Origin of the sequence: Citrobacter enshiensis, from assembly GCF_029338175.1 — a bacterium.
In the GTDB taxonomy this organism is placed as follows: Bacteria; Pseudomonadota; Gammaproteobacteria; order Enterobacterales; family Enterobacteriaceae; genus Citrobacter_D; species Citrobacter_D enshiensis.
Window position 1 is genome coordinate 3167214 of the sequence record NZ_CP119862.1, and the last position, 15430, is coordinate 3182643.

The following is a 15430-nucleotide window of genomic DNA, read 5'->3' on the forward strand; positions in this document are numbered from 1 at the left end:
CTTAAACCGTCAACACCACGCAGCTGTCCGCATCCCAACACAGACGCACTTCATCGCCCCAGGTGGGTAAACCTTTGCGATAACGGTGCTCATTCTGTAACTGGGCGCTGATCATCTGACCGCTTTTCACACGCACATGATAAATGGAGAGATCGCCGAGATAGGCAATATGCACCACTTCACCCACAGCAAAATTGTAGCCATCTGCCGGAGGTGCCTCACACAGCATGATCTTCTCAGGGCGAAGCGCGACATACACCGGCACGTTATCGACAATCGATGCATCGGCATCCACCTTTAAAGGATGCACCAACCCCGGAGAGTCGATCACCAGGCCATCTTCCTGACGGTCTTTCAACAAGCCCTCAAAGACATTCACAGAACCGATAAACTCCGCGCTATACCGCGTGGTCGGATGTTCATAGATCTCTTCCGGCTCGCCAATTTGTACAAACTTCCCGCGATTCATGATCGCAATACGCCCGGCCATGGTCATCGCTTCTTCCTGGTCATGCGTCACCATGACGCAGGTCGCGCCCACGCGTTCGAGGATATCGACCACTTCCAGCTGCATCCGGTCACGCAGTTTTTTATCCAGTGCGCCCATGGGTTCGTCCAGCAGCAGTAACTTCGGACGCTTAGCCAGGCTGCGCGCCAGTGCTACGCGCTGACGTTGCCCACCTGAAAGCTGGTGCGGCTTACGTTTGGCAAACTCCTGCATGTGCACCAGCCCCAGCATTTCAGTCACTCGCGCGTCTATTTCACCTTTTGGCAGCTTGTCCTGCTTGAGGCCGAACGCAATGTTCTGCTCCACCGTCATATGTGGAAACAGCGCATAGGACTGAAACATCATATTGATCGGACGCAGATAAGGCGGCACATGCGCCAAATCAACACCATCCAGGATGATTTGGCCGGTGGTAGGTTGTTCAAAACCCGCCAGCATACGCAGCAGCGTGGATTTCCCGCAGCCCGATGCGCCAAGTAATGCAAATATTTCGCCTTTATAAATAGTGAGATTGACGTCATCCACGGCACTCTGACCGTCAAATGACTTGGTCAAATTGCGGATTTCAAGAAGCGGCGTTAGCGCTTTACGGATTTTCGCCTGCGGGCGGGGGATTGGCTCATTCACGGGGTGCTCTCCGGCATAGAACAAAAAACAATGCAAATTACGCACCATGACGGTGCGCATTGCCAGGTAGCGCGTTATTTACCCGACCCACAAAACGCAATGTCCTGCAGGAAGGGTAAGTGTGCGCGTTACCGGGCAATAACCTCAAACGCTTATTTACCGCTCTTCACCTTGGTCCAGGCACGTGTACGAACACGGTCGATCTTCGGATCCTGAACTTTCAGCGTGAACATTTTGGCGCGTACATCCGCTGGCGGATAAATACCCGGGTTGTCACGGACTTCCGGGCTGACCAACGTTGTCGCTTCTCTGTTAGCGTTAGCGTAGAACACATGATCGGAAATGTGAGCAATCACATCCGGGCGCAACAGATAGTTGAGGAACTGATAAGCCTCCTCTTTATTCTTCGCGTCAGCAGGCATCGCAAAGACGTCAAAGAACGCCATCGCCCCCTCTTTCGGGATTGAATAGGAAATGTTTACACCGTTTTTAGCTTCTTTTGCACGGTTAGCGGCCTGCCAGACATCCCCTGCCCAGCCAATCGCCACGCAAATGTCGCCATTGGCCAGATCGTTGATGTATTGCGAGGAATGGAAGTAGCGAATATTGGGACGCAGCTTCAGCAACAGCTCGGTTGCCGGGCCGGTATAATCATCGGCTTTCGTACTGTTCGGATCTTTGCCCAGATAGTTCAGCACCGTAGAAAACACCTCTTCAGGTGCATCCAGGAACGAAACACCACAGCTTTTCAGCTTCTCAAGGTTTTCAGGTTTAAAGATCAGATCCCAGCTATTCACCGGCGCATCTTTCCCCAGCACCGCTTTCACTTTATCGACGTTGTAGCCAATGCCGGTCGTCGCCCACATATACGGCATCGCAAATTTGTTGCCCGGATCGTGCTTGGCAACCAGCTTCAATAATTCAGGATCGAGGTTTTTCCAGTCAGGAAGTTTGCTTTTATCCAGAGGTTGAAACACACCCGCCGTTAATTGACGCTCCATAAAGCTCGCGGATGGCACCACCAGATCAAAACCGGTACTCCCGGCCATCAGCTTACCTTCGAGGACTTCATTGGAGTCAAACACGTCATAGATAACTTTAATGCCTGTCTCTTTTTCAAAATTAGCCACCGTATCCGGGGCGATATAATCAGACCAGTTATAGATATGAAGGGTTTTTTGTTCAGCAGCGAGCGTGCCGGCAGAGACGGCCATCAAAGCGCCCGCAACCAGACCCGATAGCCATTTTTTATTTAAGGCGGTCATAATCTCTTTCCTTATGAAAATCCGTTAACAAACGAATCAATATTGTCACATTCTAAGATATGCAAAAAACATGCATATTTTTTCATCCGACACAGGTAAAGAAGAGTCGACTCTCCCCCTGCCGTCATTGCTCGCGATATAAAAGCCTCGCAAGAATAACTTTAGCCAGGGTTTGAGACTATAGCTCAGATTAAAAAACGCCTTTTATCAATTTTTTATGCAGGATTTGTCTATGACGTAAAGCGAAACAGCCGGAAAGGAAGTGAATAATTCTTTAAGAAAAGGTTAAATGCAGCATAACGCAATGAAAACAGTAGCCGCTTTGGCAGCGGCTGCTTTTTTTGAAAGGGATCAGTGAAGAAAATGGTTCTCAGCGCCGTTTTTTTGCGCGTCTTCTTCAGCGCTGAACAAAAGTTGATGTGCCCCGGCTTCCAGGATAACCATTGAGATCTGTTCTTCGCTCTGACGAACAAACCACTCAAACTGTTCGTACGTCACCCCTGGCATCACGGATAACGACTGGCAAACCACCAACTTCGGCAGATTGTCATCCTGCATGTCGAGAAACGCCTTCACGGTTAACGAACTGGCGTTAATCGCGGATAAATCGGCCGCCAGCGGCAACAGCGCTGAAGGTCTGACTTCCGCCATGGCAGAAAACAACAGCGTGTTATCCACCAAATCAATTTTTGCGTCGTAGATGCCATCGAAGTTCTGCATATGCGGTAAATGCAGCGCCTGGCAAGTATCACATTCAAAAAAACTCATGCCCAGGTCGTCGAGCCATTGACGCAACGTATCCAGAGTGGGAACGACCAGTGATGTCATAATAATGTGCTACCTCTTACGATGAAAAAATACCGGGCACAGCTTACGCAAAAAGACCGCGTCATACCACGATCAGGTACAATATTGAGATTAGCCACCCGTTTTAAGGCAAAATTCGGCTGTCGCGTGACGTTCAATCCACTGGATCATTCGCCCGGCAATATCAACCCCTGTGGTTTTCTCTACCCCTTCCAGGCCTGGTGATGCGTTCACTTCCATCACTAACGGACCCCGCTCTGCACGCAAAATATCGACACCCGCGACATCCAGCCCCAGCGTTTGCGCAGCCTTGATGGCAATCTCTCGTTCACGTGCCGTAATGTTGGCGATGCTGGCGACGCCGCCACGATGCAGGTTAGAGCGAAAATCCCCCTCTTTTGCCCGCCGTTCAATTGCCGCCACAACCTCGTCGCCCACCACCAGACAGCGAATATCGCGACCTTTGGCTTCCGCAATATACTCCTGCACCAGAATATGCGCGTTAAGTCCGCGAAAGGCGTCAACCACGCTTTCCGCCGCCTGGCGCGTTTCTGCCAGCACAACACCAATCCCCTGCGTTCCCTCGACCAGTTTTACCACCAGCGGCGCGCCGCCAACCATCTCGATCAGGTCGTGGGTGTCGTCCGGCGAATGGGCGATCCCGGTGATGGGTAAATCGATCCCTTGCCGGGCGAGTAACTGTAACGAACGCAGCTTGTCGCGTGCGCGGGTGATCGCAACGGATTCATTGAGCGGGTAGCTCCCGAGCAGCTCAAACTGACGCAGGGACGCCGTGCCATAAAACGTTATCGCAGAACCAATGCGCGGGATGACCGCATCATATTGAGGAAGCTGGCGGCCTTTGTAATGAATGGACGACCCCGCCGGACTCACGTTCATGTAGCAGGAAAGGGGATCGAGAATATCAACCAGATGACCGCGTTTCATCGCCGCCTCTCGCAGGCGTTTACAAGAATAGAGCGTTCCGTCCCGGGACAAAATGGCAATTTTCACCCTGCACCTCTCTGAAAGACCTGGTAAAAGCCTGCGTATCATACACTGGGTTATTGCCTTTAGCGCGTCGCCCAGCCTTGTTTATGTAAATATTCCAGAATGAAAGGTCGGTTTTCTTTAATGATGGTGCGCCGAATATGATCGCTCCAGGTATCGCGGCGCGCGTTGCTGTCTCGCGTCTGATAATAGTGCGCAATTTGCTCGTCATAGCGCGCTAACAAAGAAGCATCCATCGGCTGATAGTGGTTCTCGTGAACAATCAACCCGGCAGGCAAACGCGGTTTAATCCCAGGATTATCGGCAGGCCAGCCGAGACACAAGCCAAACAGCGGCAGCACGTGTTTTGGCAATTTCAGCATTTCTGTTACCGCCTCGATATTATTACGCAGACCACCAATGAACACTCCACCCAGCCCCAGGGATTCCGCGGCGGTCAGCGCATTTTGCGCCATCATCGCGGTGTCGACCACCCCCAGCAACAGCTGCTCCGCGAGGCCTAACTGGGCATCAGGGCAAATCTGTAAATGACGATTAAAATCCGCGCAAAAAACCCAAAACTCGGCGGCCTGAGCCACGTGTTTTTGCCCACCGGTTAAGCTTACCAGCGCTTCACGCATTGTTTTATCAGTAATACGGATGATGGAACTGCACTGCAGAAAGCTGGAGCTCGACGTTCCCTGAGCAGCGGCGATAATCGCCTCGCGCTGCGCATCGGAGATCGCTTCATCAGCAAAATGGCGAATAGAACGGTGGCCGCGCAGTAAATCAATGGTTGGAGTCATGAGGTTTATCTCTGTCGGAACGGGAAGATGAGTCGGGGGTACGCATCATCAGTTGCGGAGCGAGCCGTTGCGCGATTCGCCACATCAGCACGACTGCAGCAGGCAGCATGAGCAGGACGCCAATAAAGATCATCACGATCTCCGCCAGCGAGGTGTTAAAAGGTGCAGGCAGTGTGAGAGTGTGATTGAGCGATAACAAGGCCAGCGCCAGTATCACCATACCGAAAAACTCCAGTATCAACACACTTTTGGGTAGCGCGCCAATCGTCCGCATATGATGTCTCCCGATGAACGGATGCTCATTGTAAAGCGTTCGGATATACCTTGCTTAACAGATATAGCCTAAAGATATCAAAGCAACAGGTGCAACCTGCTTTTCATCAACGCCATTTAGCGGCATCATTACGGGATTCGCCGTCAGGCTCAGTAAGTTCGAGGAGAGAAACAATGTTTACCGTGATTTTCGGTCGTCCAGGATGCCCCTATTGCGTACGTGCCAAAGAGCTGGCAGAGAAATTAAGCAACGAGCACGACGATTTCAACTATCGCTATATCGATATTCACGCTGAAGGGATTTCGAAAGCGGATCTGGAAAAAACTGTTGGTAAACCGGTTGAGACCGTACCGCAGATTTTTGTCGATCAAAAACACATCGGCGGCTGCACCGATTTTGAAGCATGGGCAAAAGAGAACGTGGATCTGTTTGCCTGATGCGACGTAACGCCCTCGTCATGAGGGCGTTATTCGCTTTTCTTGCGCCGCGGGTCAAACAGACTGCTGATAAATAAAAAGCAGAGTGCACCAAGCGCGCACCAGAACACCGCGCTAAACAACCAGGCAAGCTCCTGCCACAGAGAACGCGTGGGTGTAAAAAACAGCCGCATCAGCAACAGACAACAGGGTGCCGCCAGCATCGCGCCAAACAGGGGTTTAATCACTTCCCTGCGATGGGACCAGAAACTGGCCACGGCACCGGGTAGCGTAAAAAACAGTAACCCAATCTCAGGATGACCTGCAGCCCGAAACGCCCCTTTCACGTTCATCACTAATGAAAGACACACCACAATAAAGAGTACAAAGCAGCAGACAGCGCCTGCCCAACCTTGTTTATGTTTCAATCGTTCCTCCTGACACTATCTCTATCGAACACTCTTTTCGCCCGAAGGCGTCCAGTCAGATAAAGTCATCCGGCATTCCATGCCAAAACACGCCCACACGATTCTTATAGCCGTTGATACGTAATGAGATTAAACTAACCGCATAAATTGCTTTGTTGCTTTTATTTTGGAGGCTGTGCACGATGCCGTCGCCCCTTAATTCATGGCAAAAACATTAGCGTAAATTGTCATTTCTTTCAACAGCTTACTAGTAAACAAGAAGTTAGTCTCCGTGAATATAAACGTCGCAGATTTGTTAAATGGGAATTACATCCTGTTATTATTTGTGGTCCTTGCGCTTGGTCTGTGTCTGGGCAAATTGCGCCTGGGATCGGTCCAACTTGGTAATTCCATTGGCGTTTTAGTAGTCTCTCTATTATTAGGACAGCAGCACTTCAGTATTAACACTGACGCCCTGAATCTCGGCTTTATGCTGTTTATTTTCTGTGTCGGCGTGGAAGCTGGGCCTAACTTTTTTTCCATTTTTTTTCGCGATGGGAAAAATTATCTGATGTTAGCCCTGGTGATGGTGGGTAGCGCCATGCTGATCGCCCTGGGGTTAGGTAAGCTGTTTGGCTGGGACATCGGCCTGACGGCCGGCATGCTCGCCGGTTCGATGACCTCCACTCCGGTGCTTGTCGGTGCAGGCGATACGCTACGCCATTCTGGAATGGCGAGCTCGCAGCTTTCCGTCGCGCTGGATAACCTGAGCCTGGGCTACGCGCTGACCTATCTGATCGGCTTGGTCAGTTTAATTGTCGGCGCCCGTTACCTGCCTAAACTCCAGCACCAGGACCTGCAAACCAGCGCCCAACAGATCGCGCGCGAACGCGGCCTGGACACTGACGCCAACCGCAAAGTCTATCTGCCGGTTATCCGCGCCTACCGCGTAGGTCCGGAACTTGTTGCATGGGCAGACGGTAAAAATCTGCGCGAGCTGGGTATTTATCGTCAGACCGGTTGCTACATCGAACGAATCCGTCGTAACGGTATTCTGGCGAATCCCGATGGCGATGCAGTGTTGCAAATGGGCGATGAGATCGCGTTAGTGGGTTACCCTGACGCCCATGCCCGCCTCGATCCCAGCTTCCGTAATGGGAAAGAGGTCTTCGATCGTGATTTGCTCGACATGCGCATCGTCACCGAAGAGATCGTGGTGAAAAACCACAATGCCGTGGGGCGCCGTCTTGCGCAGTTGAAACTCACCGACCACGGTTGTTTTCTTAACCGCGTGATCCGCAGCCAGATTGAGATGCCCATCGACGACAACGTGGTGCTGAATAAAGGCGATGTCCTGCAGGTGAGCGGTGATGCCCGTCGCGTCAAAACCATTGCGGATCGCATCGGGTTTATCTCCATTCACAGCCAGGTCACTGACCTGCTGGCCTTCTGCGCTTTCTTTATCATTGGCCTGATGATCGGGATGATCACCTTCCAGTTCAGCAACTTCAGTTTTGGGATCGGTAATGCTGCCGGGCTGCTGTTCGCCGGAATCATGCTCGGCTTTCTGCGCGCCAACCACCCCACCTTTGGCTACATCCCTCAGGGGGCGCTGAACATGGTGAAAGAGTTTGGCCTGATGGTCTTCATGGCGGGCGTCGGCTTGAGTGCTGGCAGCGGTATCGGCAACGGACTTGGCGCAGTCGGCGGGCAAATGCTGATTGCAGGTCTGGTGGTCAGCCTGGTGCCCGTTGTCATCTGCTTCCTGTTTGGCGCCTATGTATTACGCATGAACCGCGCTTTATTGTTTGGCGCCATGATGGGGGCTCGTACCTGCGCCCCGGCGATGGAAATCATCAGCGACACCGCACGGAGCAACATCCCTGCATTAGGTTATGCAGGCACCTATGCGATTGCCAACGTCTTGCTGACGCTGGCGGGGACACTGATCGTCATCATCTGGCCTGGCTTAGGATAAAACTGACGTTTGCCATTAAGTGAAAATTTTTTGCTAGTTAGTAGAACTTTTCTTAAAGGTGTCAGTCATAACTAGTGCCACTGCTTTTCTTTGATGTCCCCAATTTGTGGAGCCCATCAACCCCGCCGTTTTGGTTCAAGGTTGATGGGTTTTTTGTTGCCTGAATTTCAGCCCCCTTCAAATCAGCTAGTTAGAGCACGCTTTCAACGAGTGTGGCGACAAAATGGCGCCCGCGCCAAAACCGGTCGCAGATATCTGAGTTCCTTCCCTCTGACGTTTTCGCCCTCTTCATTTCTGAACACCCTCGATTCCTGGTCGCAATCGCGACAAGACTGACAACAGCTATAATTAAAAATCCAACGACAGAAAATAATTTCGAATGTGCTTTTTCGGATATCGAAGTGACCGCATGCATAAGACGTACAACTGTTTCATATTGATAGCGTAAAAGGATTTAGACATGATTTTATTTCTCGTTTTTGTACCCTTGTTAGCCTTACTTGCTCCTGTCCTGGCGGTCATTCTTGTCCAAAAAAACAAAAAACATAAGACAGAGATTGATGCCCTGACAGTCAGCAATATAGCCCTTTCGAATCAATTAAGTGAGAGCCAGGAAAAGTTAGCCCAGGCCATGCATGAACTCTCTGAACGGGAAGGAAAAGCAGCCCCCATGCCCCTGGCCTAAAATCAGCGCCCGCAACTTAACCCGATACCAACATTGCACCCGCTTGCATGATGCGGGTTATTGCCCATAATTTTGAATGGGCAGACGGGTGATGGGATAACGCAATGTTACTTGAAGGCAAAATCGCTGTCATTTTCGGGGGTAGCGGCGCAATTGGCAGCGCGGTTGCGCAGGTAATAGCGCGTGAAGGGGCACAAGTGTACCTTGGCGCACGCCACCAGACTCGCCTGGATCAGATCGCTGGCGAAATCCGCGCCGCGGGCGGAACAGCCGGGACATTTATCATCGACGTACTTGACGAGCAGTCCACCTTTACGCGCACGGCGCAACTGGCCCAACGGGTCGGCGGCATTGACATCGTGGTAAACGCAACCGGCTTTAACCACAATCAGGGAAAAGGAATCGCAGAATTATCGCTGCCCGAATTTATGCAGGGTATAAGCCCGTTTCTGTCTGCATACTTCAATATATCCAAAGCGGTTATTCCCCATATGGGGGGTGAACGTAGAGGAACCATCCTCTCCGTCGTCGCTCCCGCAGGTCCCATGGCGGTGTCGGGCCACTCCGGTCACATCGTCGGCTGTGCAGGTATGGAAGCGTTCACCAGGGCGCTTGCCAGTGAGGTAAGCCCGAGAAATATTCGCGCCATCTGCGTGCGTTCTCATGCGATTGTCGACGCGGTTCAGGCAGGCTCTTATACCCGCGAAGTGTTCACACCAAAGGCGCAAGCGATGGGATTATCCGTAGAAGAGTGGGTCGCGGGCGCGGCGCAAAGCACAATGCTCAAACGGCTGCCAACGCTTTCGCAAGTGGCTGAGACGATGGCGTTTCTCGCATCGGATCACGCAAGCGCCATGACCGCAACGGTGGTTAATATGACGGCGGGCGCAACGCTTGACGGATGAGGCAGCAGTAGTCGCCTCACTTCTCCCCGGCGATTCGCTTTACCATCACCAGAATGTCTTCACGCGCGAGCGGCGTGGTGTCTGTCACAAAATGCAGGGTCATACCTTCTAAAAATGCGTCCAGCGCACGGGCGGTGACAGGATCAAACCACTGCTCCAGAGTGCGCTGACTGCGCTGCATCCAGTTCTGCATCACCTGTTTTAAGGCTGGCTTACGGCTGGCAAAGGCATACAGCTGATACATCAGTTCCATGTTGTCCGGCGTTGTGACCTGGGAGCCATAAATCATGTCGGTAATGGCATTGCAGGCGCCCTGCGCATCATTAACATCATCAAAAAAGGTCTGGTATTGCTGCGACATGCTTTCGGTAAAACCGCTAAACGCCTCCATCAGAAGATCATCAATGCCTGAAAAATAGTAGGTCATTGACCCCAGCGGCACATCCGCGATAGTGGCGATTTTTCGGTGCGTCACGGCATGAAGACCATAGGTCACTATCGCCTCCAGCGTGGCCTGAACGATTTTGTCTCGCCGGTTTGGATCGTTTGCACGTCGCACACTATTTCCTCTCATTCCATTTATGTACAAATGTACACAAAGTTGTTAGTGTTGTCTTCCTTCTTCTCTTTTTTGGCTTGAATTCATGACCGCCAGTTCATCACGCAGGGCATTAAGACGCCGAACCTGGGCTCTGTTTATGTTCTTTTTCATACCAGGGTTGCTGATGGCGTCCTGGGCGACGCGCACCCCCGCCATCCGGGACATTCTTTCTATTTCAACGGCGGAAATGGGGGCGGTACTGTTTGGTCTTTCGATTGGATCGATGAGCGGTATTCTGTGTTCGGCCTGGCTGGTGAAGCGATTCGGTACACGCAACGTTATTCAGATAACGATGTCATGCGCGGTCGTGGGTATGGTGATTCTCAGCATTGCGTTAGGGTTTACCTCCCCGCTGCTCTTTGCGCTGGGTTTGGGTGTTTTTGGCGCCAGTTTCGGTTCTGCAGAGGTCGCGATCAACGTCGAGGGCGCGGCGGTTGAACGCGAAATGAACAAGACCGTCCTGCCGATGATGCATGGCTTTTATAGTCTGGGCACACTGGCGGGAGCCGGTGTGGGCATGACGTTGACCGCAATTGGCGTACCGGCCACAACACATATTTTGCTGGCTGGCATGATAGCCATTGCGCCTATTTTTATCGCCATTCGGGAAATCCCCGACGGCACCGGTAAAAACGCCGATGATGGCACCCACCCGGCTGAAAAAGGGCTGCCCTTTTACCGGGATCTCCAGCTGTTACTCATTGGCGTAGTGGTACTGGCAATGGCGTTTGCGGAAGGGTCCGCCAATGACTGGTTACCGTTGCTGATGGTAGACGGGCACGGATTTAGCCCAACGTCCGGCTCTCTGATATACGCTGGTTTCACGTTAGGCATGACCGTTGGGCGTTTCACCGGCGGCTGGTTTATTGACAGATATAGCCGCGTGGCGGTGGTGCGCGCCAGCGCGCTAATGGGGGCGATCGGCATTGGTCTCATCATCTTTGTTGATAGCGCCTGGGTGGCAGGGGTCTCCGTGGTTCTTTGGGGGCTTGGGGCCTCGCTCGGTTTCCCATTGACGATCTCTGCCGCCAGCGATACCGGCCCCGACGCCCCGACACGCGTCAGCGTGGTCGCCACGACAGGTTATCTCGCCTTCCTCGTCGGGCCGCCCCTGTTGGGATATCTCGGCGAACATTATGGGCTGCGTAGCGCCATGCTGGTCGTTCTGGCACTGGTGTTGCTGGCGGCGCTGGTTGCAAAAGCGGTCGCTAAACCAGAAACAAAAACGCACACTGCTATGGAGAATGGTTAATGGGTATCAAGTTAATTGCAGTAGATATGGATGGTACTTTTCTGAGCGACCAAAAAACCTATAACCATGAGCGGTTTATGGCGCAGTACCAGCAGATGAAAGAGAAAGGGATCCGTTTTGTGGTCGCCAGCGGCAACCAGTATTATCAGCTCATCTCTTTTTTCCCTGACATTGCCCACGAAATCGCCTTCGTTGCCGAAAACGGCGGTTGGGTGGTGAGCGAGGGAGACGATGTGTTCAACGGTAAGTTGCCCAGCGCCGATTTTCATGCGGTGGTTGACCATTTGCTGACGCGCCCGGAGGTGGAAATTATCGCCTGCGGTAAAAACAGTGCGTACACCCTGAAGCGGTATGACGATGCCTTAAAAGAGATGGCGGCGATGTACTACCATCGCCTTGAATTCGTCGATAACTTCAGCAATATCAACGATATTTTCTTTAAATTCGGTCTTAACATTTCCGAAGATCGCATTCCTGAACTGCAGGCCGAACTGCACGAGGCCATCGGCGACATCATGGTGCCGGTGCATACCGGTTACGGCAGTATCGATTTGATCATCCCGGGCGTGCATAAGGCCACCGGTTTGCGTCTGCTCCAACAGCGTTGGGGGATCAACGATGATGAAGTCGCCGTCTTTGGCGATGGCGGTAACGATATAGAAATGCTGCGCCAGGCCGGTTTTAGCTATGCCATGGAAAATGCCAAAGAAGTCGTTGTCTCAGCCGCAAAGTACCGCGCTGGCTCGAACAACAAAGAGGGCGTGCTGGACGTTATTGACAGGATACTCCGGAGCGAAGCGCCGTTTACCCACTGATCGGCAAGCGCCATGCAAAGCAGGGTCGAGGTTTCAAACAACCAGCCTGCCGGATCGCTCCGGCAGGCTGGTGATTATCCTTCCCGTGAAGCGCCTACCTGTTTATCTTTCAGGAAGATAAACATCAGGAGCAGCCAGATAATCCCGTTTGCCAGATTAAACAGACTAAACAGACCGTTTCCGCCGCCCAGATAAGCATATTTGCTCACCTCGATACCGACGGTAAAAATCAGCATCTGCAACATGCCCATCGCGGCAGACACGGTGCCTTTGCTCATGTCGCTGGCAAACAGGGTCAAACGCACCAGCCCCGCGTTTGCCACGCCAATACCAAAGGCATAGATACTGAGGCCTGCCGTCATCCACAGATAGGCATGAGATGAGACGACCGTCGCCGCAGCCGCGAGAATCAGCCCCAGCATAATCGGCCAGCCGCCCATGATAATTAACGAACGAACCGTCCGCCTGGCCGTCAGACGCGCCAGCACCAGGTTCCCTGCGATCAGCGCGCCAAAAATAGGGACCTGTAGCAGACCATATTCATAGCTGCTGAGCTGTTCGCCGCTAATGATGATAATGGGAGACTGTGCGATCCATGCCAGCAGAGGCAGACTGACAAACCCCAGCGCCAGCGCGCCAGCCACAAAGCGCACGTTCTTTAGCACCAGCTTGTAATCCCGCCACAACTCTTTCAGCGAGAGTTTTTCGCCTATCCGGGTTGCCGTTTCCGGCATGGCACGCTGTAAACCGAAAAAGGCGAATGCCGCCAGTACGGCAAACAGAACGAACATGCCTTCCCACGGCAGCACATGCACCCACGCGGCCCCGACGAGAGGCCCCAGCAAGGGCGCAATCAGCGCCACGTTGGCCATCAGCGCGGTAATTTTAATGCACACCGCCTCTTCAAAAGATTCCTGAATCGCGGCATAACCTACTGCGCCGATAAAACACAGGCTGATCCCCTGCAGGAAGCGCAGAAAGGTAAATTGCTCAATGTTTTGCGCAAGCAGCGTGGCAAGGCAGGTGACGATGAACCACACCACACCCGCGAGCATTACCGGGCGACGGCCAATACGGTCCGACAGTGGCCCTAACAGCCACTGCAAAAACATGCCGCCCGCGAGGTAGGCGGTCATTGATGTCGGGACCCAGTCAATTCCGGCCTGGTATTGTTCCACTACCGCCAGCATGCCTGGCTGGATCATATCATTGGCGATGTAGGTGGAGAATTCGTAGAGCACCAGACAGAGAGGGAAAAGCAATGCCTGACGACCCAGTCGGGCGCCAGAAGATAAACGGTTTTGCATGCAATCTCTTCACAAATGAAAAATCGCGCAAAGTGTAATGAAAGCGCGTCTGCGGATATAGCAAATTATGCGCTTTGACAGCAAATAGCGCACATTTTTACAGAATATCCCTTAGCACCTGTTTCCTTTAAGGTTAATTTAAGTTGCTACCGCTATGATGTTGTCGGAACTCTGTTAATTACCCTGAGATGACACCTTTAAGACAATACCGCTTTACGGTATTTAGCAGGGCTTTTATTCTCAGCCAGGCACGGGTCATTTACATGGCTGTCCTTTATTCACCTCATTGCGCTAAGTCTGAATGTTATGCTGGAAAATATTAATAATTCGCTGTTCTCTTTCATCAACGCCACCCCCGACTCCGCCCAGTGGATGATTGATCTCGCCATTTTCATTGCCAAAGATGCGATCGGTATTGTGCCGCTGCTGGCGGTGGTACTCTGGCTTTGGGGACCACGAGATCAGGTCGGTACCCAGCGCCAGTTAATCATAAAGATGGCGATCGCCCTGGTAGTCAGTCTGGCTGTCTCCTGGGCAATGGGGCATCTGTTCCCTCACGATCGTCCGTTTGTCGACCATGTTGGCTATAACTTCCTGCATCATGCCGCAGATGATTCGTTTCCCAGCGATCACGGTACGGTGATTTTCACCGTTGCGCTGGCATTTTTGTTCTGGCACCGGATCTGGTCAGGCGCTGTTTTAATGGTGCTGGCGGTGACTATCGCCTGGTCGCGCGTTTACCTCGGCGTACACTGGCCGCTGGACATGGTCGGCGGTTTACTGGTGAGTATGATCGGATGTCTGAGCGCGCAGATGATTTGGCAAAAATATGGCGCGTCGCTCTATCGCAGCCTGCAAACCTGCTATCGCATCTGTTTTGCGCTTCCCATCCGAAAAGGCTGGGTACGTGACTAATCTGATGAAAAAAGAGTAGTATTAATCGCCCTGTACTGTGCAGGGTGATGACTTAACTCTCCAGGGGAACTATGGAAACACGACGCGACGAGCGTATTGGTCAATTACTGCAAGCGTTAAAGCGCAGCGATAAATTACACCTAAAAGAAGCCGCGACCCTTCTGGGCGTATCTGAGATGACCATCCGTCGCGACCTGAACAATAAAAGCGCGCCCGTCGTATTGTTGGGTGGCTATATCGTTCTGGAACCCCGTAGCGCCAGTCACTATTTACTCAGCGATCAGAAATCCCGTCTGGTCGAAGAAAAACGGCGCGCGGCGCAGCTGGCAGCAAGCCTGGTACAACCGCACCAGACGCTTTTTTTCGACTGTGGCACCACCACACCGTGGATTATTGAAGCCATTGATAATGAACTTCCCTTCACCGCCATTTGCTATTCGCTGAATACCTTTCTGGCGTTGCAGGAAAAACCATTGTGTCGCGCCATCCTGTGCGGCGGTGAATTTCACGCCAGCAATGCCATTTTTAAGCCGCTCAATTTTCAGGAAACCCTGAATAACCTGTGCCCGGATATCGCCTTCTATTCTGCCGCGGGCGTGCATGTCGGCAAAGGCGCAACCTGTTTTAATCTGGAAGAGTTACCGGTGAAACAGTGGGCGATGTCGATGGCGCAATACCACGTTCTGGTCGTGGATCACAGTAAATTTGGCAAAGTGCGACCGGCGCGCATGGGCGAATTAACCTGCTTTAATTCCATTATCAGCGACTGCCGCCCGGATGATGAACTGGTCAATTACGCCAAAGCGCATCACATTAAACTCATGTATTGAGGCAGTATTTGCCGGGTGGCGACGCAAACGCCGCCCTCCGGC

17 protein-coding genes are annotated in these 15430 nt (G+C 52.4%); 8 read left to right on the forward strand and 9 right to left on the reverse strand.

Translation table 11 applies throughout. The features are described from left to right. Position 1 precedes the first annotated feature (1 nt). From potG to P2W74_RS15270, 6 genes are all read right to left on the reverse strand, one after another. Complete coding sequence (gene potG, locus P2W74_RS15245; RefSeq protein WP_276292265.1) at positions 2–1135, reverse strand: putrescine ABC transporter ATP-binding subunit PotG; 1134 nt, start codon at positions 1133–1135, stop codon at positions 2–4. A gap of 152 nt (positions 1136–1287) precedes the next feature. Then, positions 1288–2400 carry a spermidine/putrescine ABC transporter substrate-binding protein PotF gene (potF, locus tag P2W74_RS15250; RefSeq protein ID WP_276292266.1) on the reverse strand — a complete coding sequence of 371 codons (1113 nt, stop codon included), beginning with the start codon at positions 2398–2400 and terminating at the stop codon, positions 1288–1290. A 351-nt stretch (positions 2401–2751) separates the two neighbouring features. Further along, positions 2752–3228, reverse strand: coding sequence for a type III secretion system chaperone family protein (locus P2W74_RS15255; protein WP_276292267.1), 477 nt, complete (start codon positions 3226–3228; stop codon positions 2752–2754). 90 nt (positions 3229–3318) lie between these two features. Beyond that, positions 3319–4221 carry a 30S ribosomal protein S6--L-glutamate ligase gene (gene rimK, locus P2W74_RS15260; RefSeq protein WP_276292268.1) on the reverse strand — a complete coding sequence of 301 codons (903 nt, stop codon included), beginning with the start codon at positions 4219–4221 and terminating at the stop codon, positions 3319–3321. 59 nt (positions 4222–4280) lie between these two features. After that, entirely contained in the window at positions 4281–5003 is a 723-nt protein-coding gene (nfsA, locus tag P2W74_RS15265) for an oxygen-insensitive NADPH nitroreductase (protein ID WP_276292269.1), read from the reverse strand. Then, complete coding sequence (locus P2W74_RS15270; RefSeq protein ID WP_276292270.1) at positions 4987–5277, reverse strand: YbjC family protein; 291 nt, start codon at positions 5275–5277, stop codon at positions 4987–4989. Before P2W74_RS15270 ends, nfsA begins: the two co-directional genes overlap by 17 nt. A gap of 173 nt (positions 5278–5450) precedes the next feature. On the opposite strand from P2W74_RS15270, the gene P2W74_RS15275 reads away from it, so the two are divergent. Beyond that, entirely contained in the window at positions 5451–5714 is a 264-nt protein-coding gene (locus tag P2W74_RS15275) for a GrxA family glutaredoxin (protein WP_276292271.1), read from the forward strand. A gap of 29 nt (positions 5715–5743) precedes the next feature. Here the strand turns inward: P2W74_RS15275 and P2W74_RS15280 are convergent, their stop codons facing one another. Further along, positions 5744–6121, reverse strand: a complete 378-nt coding sequence (locus tag P2W74_RS15280) for an inner membrane protein YbjM (protein ID WP_276292272.1) — start codon at positions 6119–6121, stop codon at positions 5744–5746. Positions 6122–6392: 271 nt separating this feature from the next. On the opposite strand from P2W74_RS15280, the gene P2W74_RS15285 reads away from it, so the two are divergent. The 3 genes from P2W74_RS15285 to P2W74_RS15295 all read left to right on the forward strand — a co-directional run bounded on the left by P2W74_RS15285 (position 6393) and on the right by P2W74_RS15295 (position 9668). Next, complete coding sequence (locus tag P2W74_RS15285; protein WP_276292273.1) at positions 6393–8078, forward strand: aspartate:alanine antiporter; 1686 nt, start codon at positions 6393–6395, stop codon at positions 8076–8078. A gap of 460 nt (positions 8079–8538) precedes the next feature. Next, the gene (locus tag P2W74_RS15290; protein WP_276292274.1) at positions 8539–8763 is read left to right on the forward strand and encodes a hypothetical protein; all 225 of its coding nucleotides are present in this window, start codon (positions 8539–8541) and stop codon (positions 8761–8763) included. A gap of 104 nt (positions 8764–8867) precedes the next feature. Continuing rightward, complete coding sequence (locus tag P2W74_RS15295; RefSeq protein ID WP_276292275.1) at positions 8868–9668, forward strand: SDR family NAD(P)-dependent oxidoreductase; 801 nt, start codon at positions 8868–8870, stop codon at positions 9666–9668. 16 nt (positions 9669–9684) lie between these two features. On the opposite strand, the gene P2W74_RS15300 is transcribed toward P2W74_RS15295, so the two are convergent. Next, the gene (locus tag P2W74_RS15300; RefSeq protein ID WP_276292276.1) at positions 9685–10227 is read right to left on the reverse strand and encodes a TetR/AcrR family transcriptional regulator; all 543 of its coding nucleotides are present in this window, start codon (positions 10225–10227) and stop codon (positions 9685–9687) included. 85 nt (positions 10228–10312) lie between these two features. On the opposite strand from P2W74_RS15300, the gene P2W74_RS15305 reads away from it, so the two are divergent. Continuing rightward, positions 10313–11521, forward strand: a complete 1209-nt coding sequence (locus tag P2W74_RS15305) for an MFS transporter (RefSeq protein WP_276292277.1) — start codon at positions 10313–10315, stop codon at positions 11519–11521. Then, on the forward strand, positions 11521–12336 hold the full coding sequence (locus P2W74_RS15310; RefSeq protein ID WP_276292278.1) for a Cof-type HAD-IIB family hydrolase: 816 nt from the start codon (positions 11521–11523) through the stop codon (positions 12334–12336). Before P2W74_RS15305 ends, P2W74_RS15310 begins: the two co-directional genes overlap by 1 nt. A gap of 74 nt (positions 12337–12410) precedes the next feature. Here P2W74_RS15310 and P2W74_RS15315 read toward each other — a convergent pair whose 3' ends face one another. Further along, complete coding sequence (locus tag P2W74_RS15315; RefSeq protein WP_276292279.1) at positions 12411–13643, reverse strand: MFS transporter; 1233 nt, start codon at positions 13641–13643, stop codon at positions 12411–12413. 306 nt (positions 13644–13949) lie between these two features. Between P2W74_RS15315 and ybjG the strand changes: the two genes are divergently transcribed. Then, positions 13950–14558: an undecaprenyl-diphosphate phosphatase gene (ybjG, locus tag P2W74_RS15320; RefSeq protein WP_276292280.1), complete on the forward strand. Its 609-nt coding sequence runs from the start codon at positions 13950–13952 to the stop codon at positions 14556–14558. Positions 14559–14629: 71 nt separating this feature from the next. Continuing rightward, entirely contained in the window at positions 14630–15388 is a 759-nt protein-coding gene (deoR, locus tag P2W74_RS15325) for a DNA-binding transcriptional repressor DeoR (protein ID WP_276292281.1), read from the forward strand. Positions 15389–15430: the final 42 nt, after the last annotated feature.

Excerpts from the sequence above, each read along its gene's own strand:
- potF (WP_276292266.1), bottom strand. The coding sequence starts at position 2,400 with ATGACCGCCTTAAATAAAAAATGGCTATCGGGTCTGGTTGCGGGCGCT.
- P2W74_RS15255 (WP_276292267.1), bottom strand. The coding sequence starts at position 3,228 with ATGACATCACTGGTCGTTCCCACTCTGGATACGTTGCGTCAATGGCTC.
- nfsA (WP_276292269.1), bottom strand. The coding sequence starts at position 5,003 with ATGACTCCAACCATTGATTTACTGCGCGGCCACCGTTCTATTCGCCAT.
- P2W74_RS15270 (WP_276292270.1), bottom strand. The coding sequence starts at position 5,277 with ATGCGGACGATTGGCGCGCTACCCAAAAGTGTGTTGATACTGGAGTTT.
- P2W74_RS15275 (WP_276292271.1), top strand. The coding sequence starts at position 5,451 with ATGTTTACCGTGATTTTCGGTCGTCCAGGATGCCCCTATTGCGTACGT.
- P2W74_RS15290 (WP_276292274.1), top strand. The coding sequence starts at position 8,539 with ATGATTTTATTTCTCGTTTTTGTACCCTTGTTAGCCTTACTTGCTCCT.
- P2W74_RS15295 (WP_276292275.1), top strand. The coding sequence starts at position 8,868 with ATGTTACTTGAAGGCAAAATCGCTGTCATTTTCGGGGGTAGCGGCGCA.
- P2W74_RS15305 (WP_276292277.1), top strand. The coding sequence starts at position 10,313 with ATGACCGCCAGTTCATCACGCAGGGCATTAAGACGCCGAACCTGGGCT.
- P2W74_RS15310 (WP_276292278.1), top strand. The coding sequence starts at position 11,521 with ATGGGTATCAAGTTAATTGCAGTAGATATGGATGGTACTTTTCTGAGC.
- P2W74_RS15315 (WP_276292279.1), bottom strand. The coding sequence starts at position 13,643 with ATGCAAAACCGTTTATCTTCTGGCGCCCGACTGGGTCGTCAGGCATTG.
- ybjG (WP_276292280.1), top strand. The coding sequence starts at position 13,950 with ATGCTGGAAAATATTAATAATTCGCTGTTCTCTTTCATCAACGCCACC.
- deoR (WP_276292281.1), top strand. The coding sequence starts at position 14,630 with ATGGAAACACGACGCGACGAGCGTATTGGTCAATTACTGCAAGCGTTA.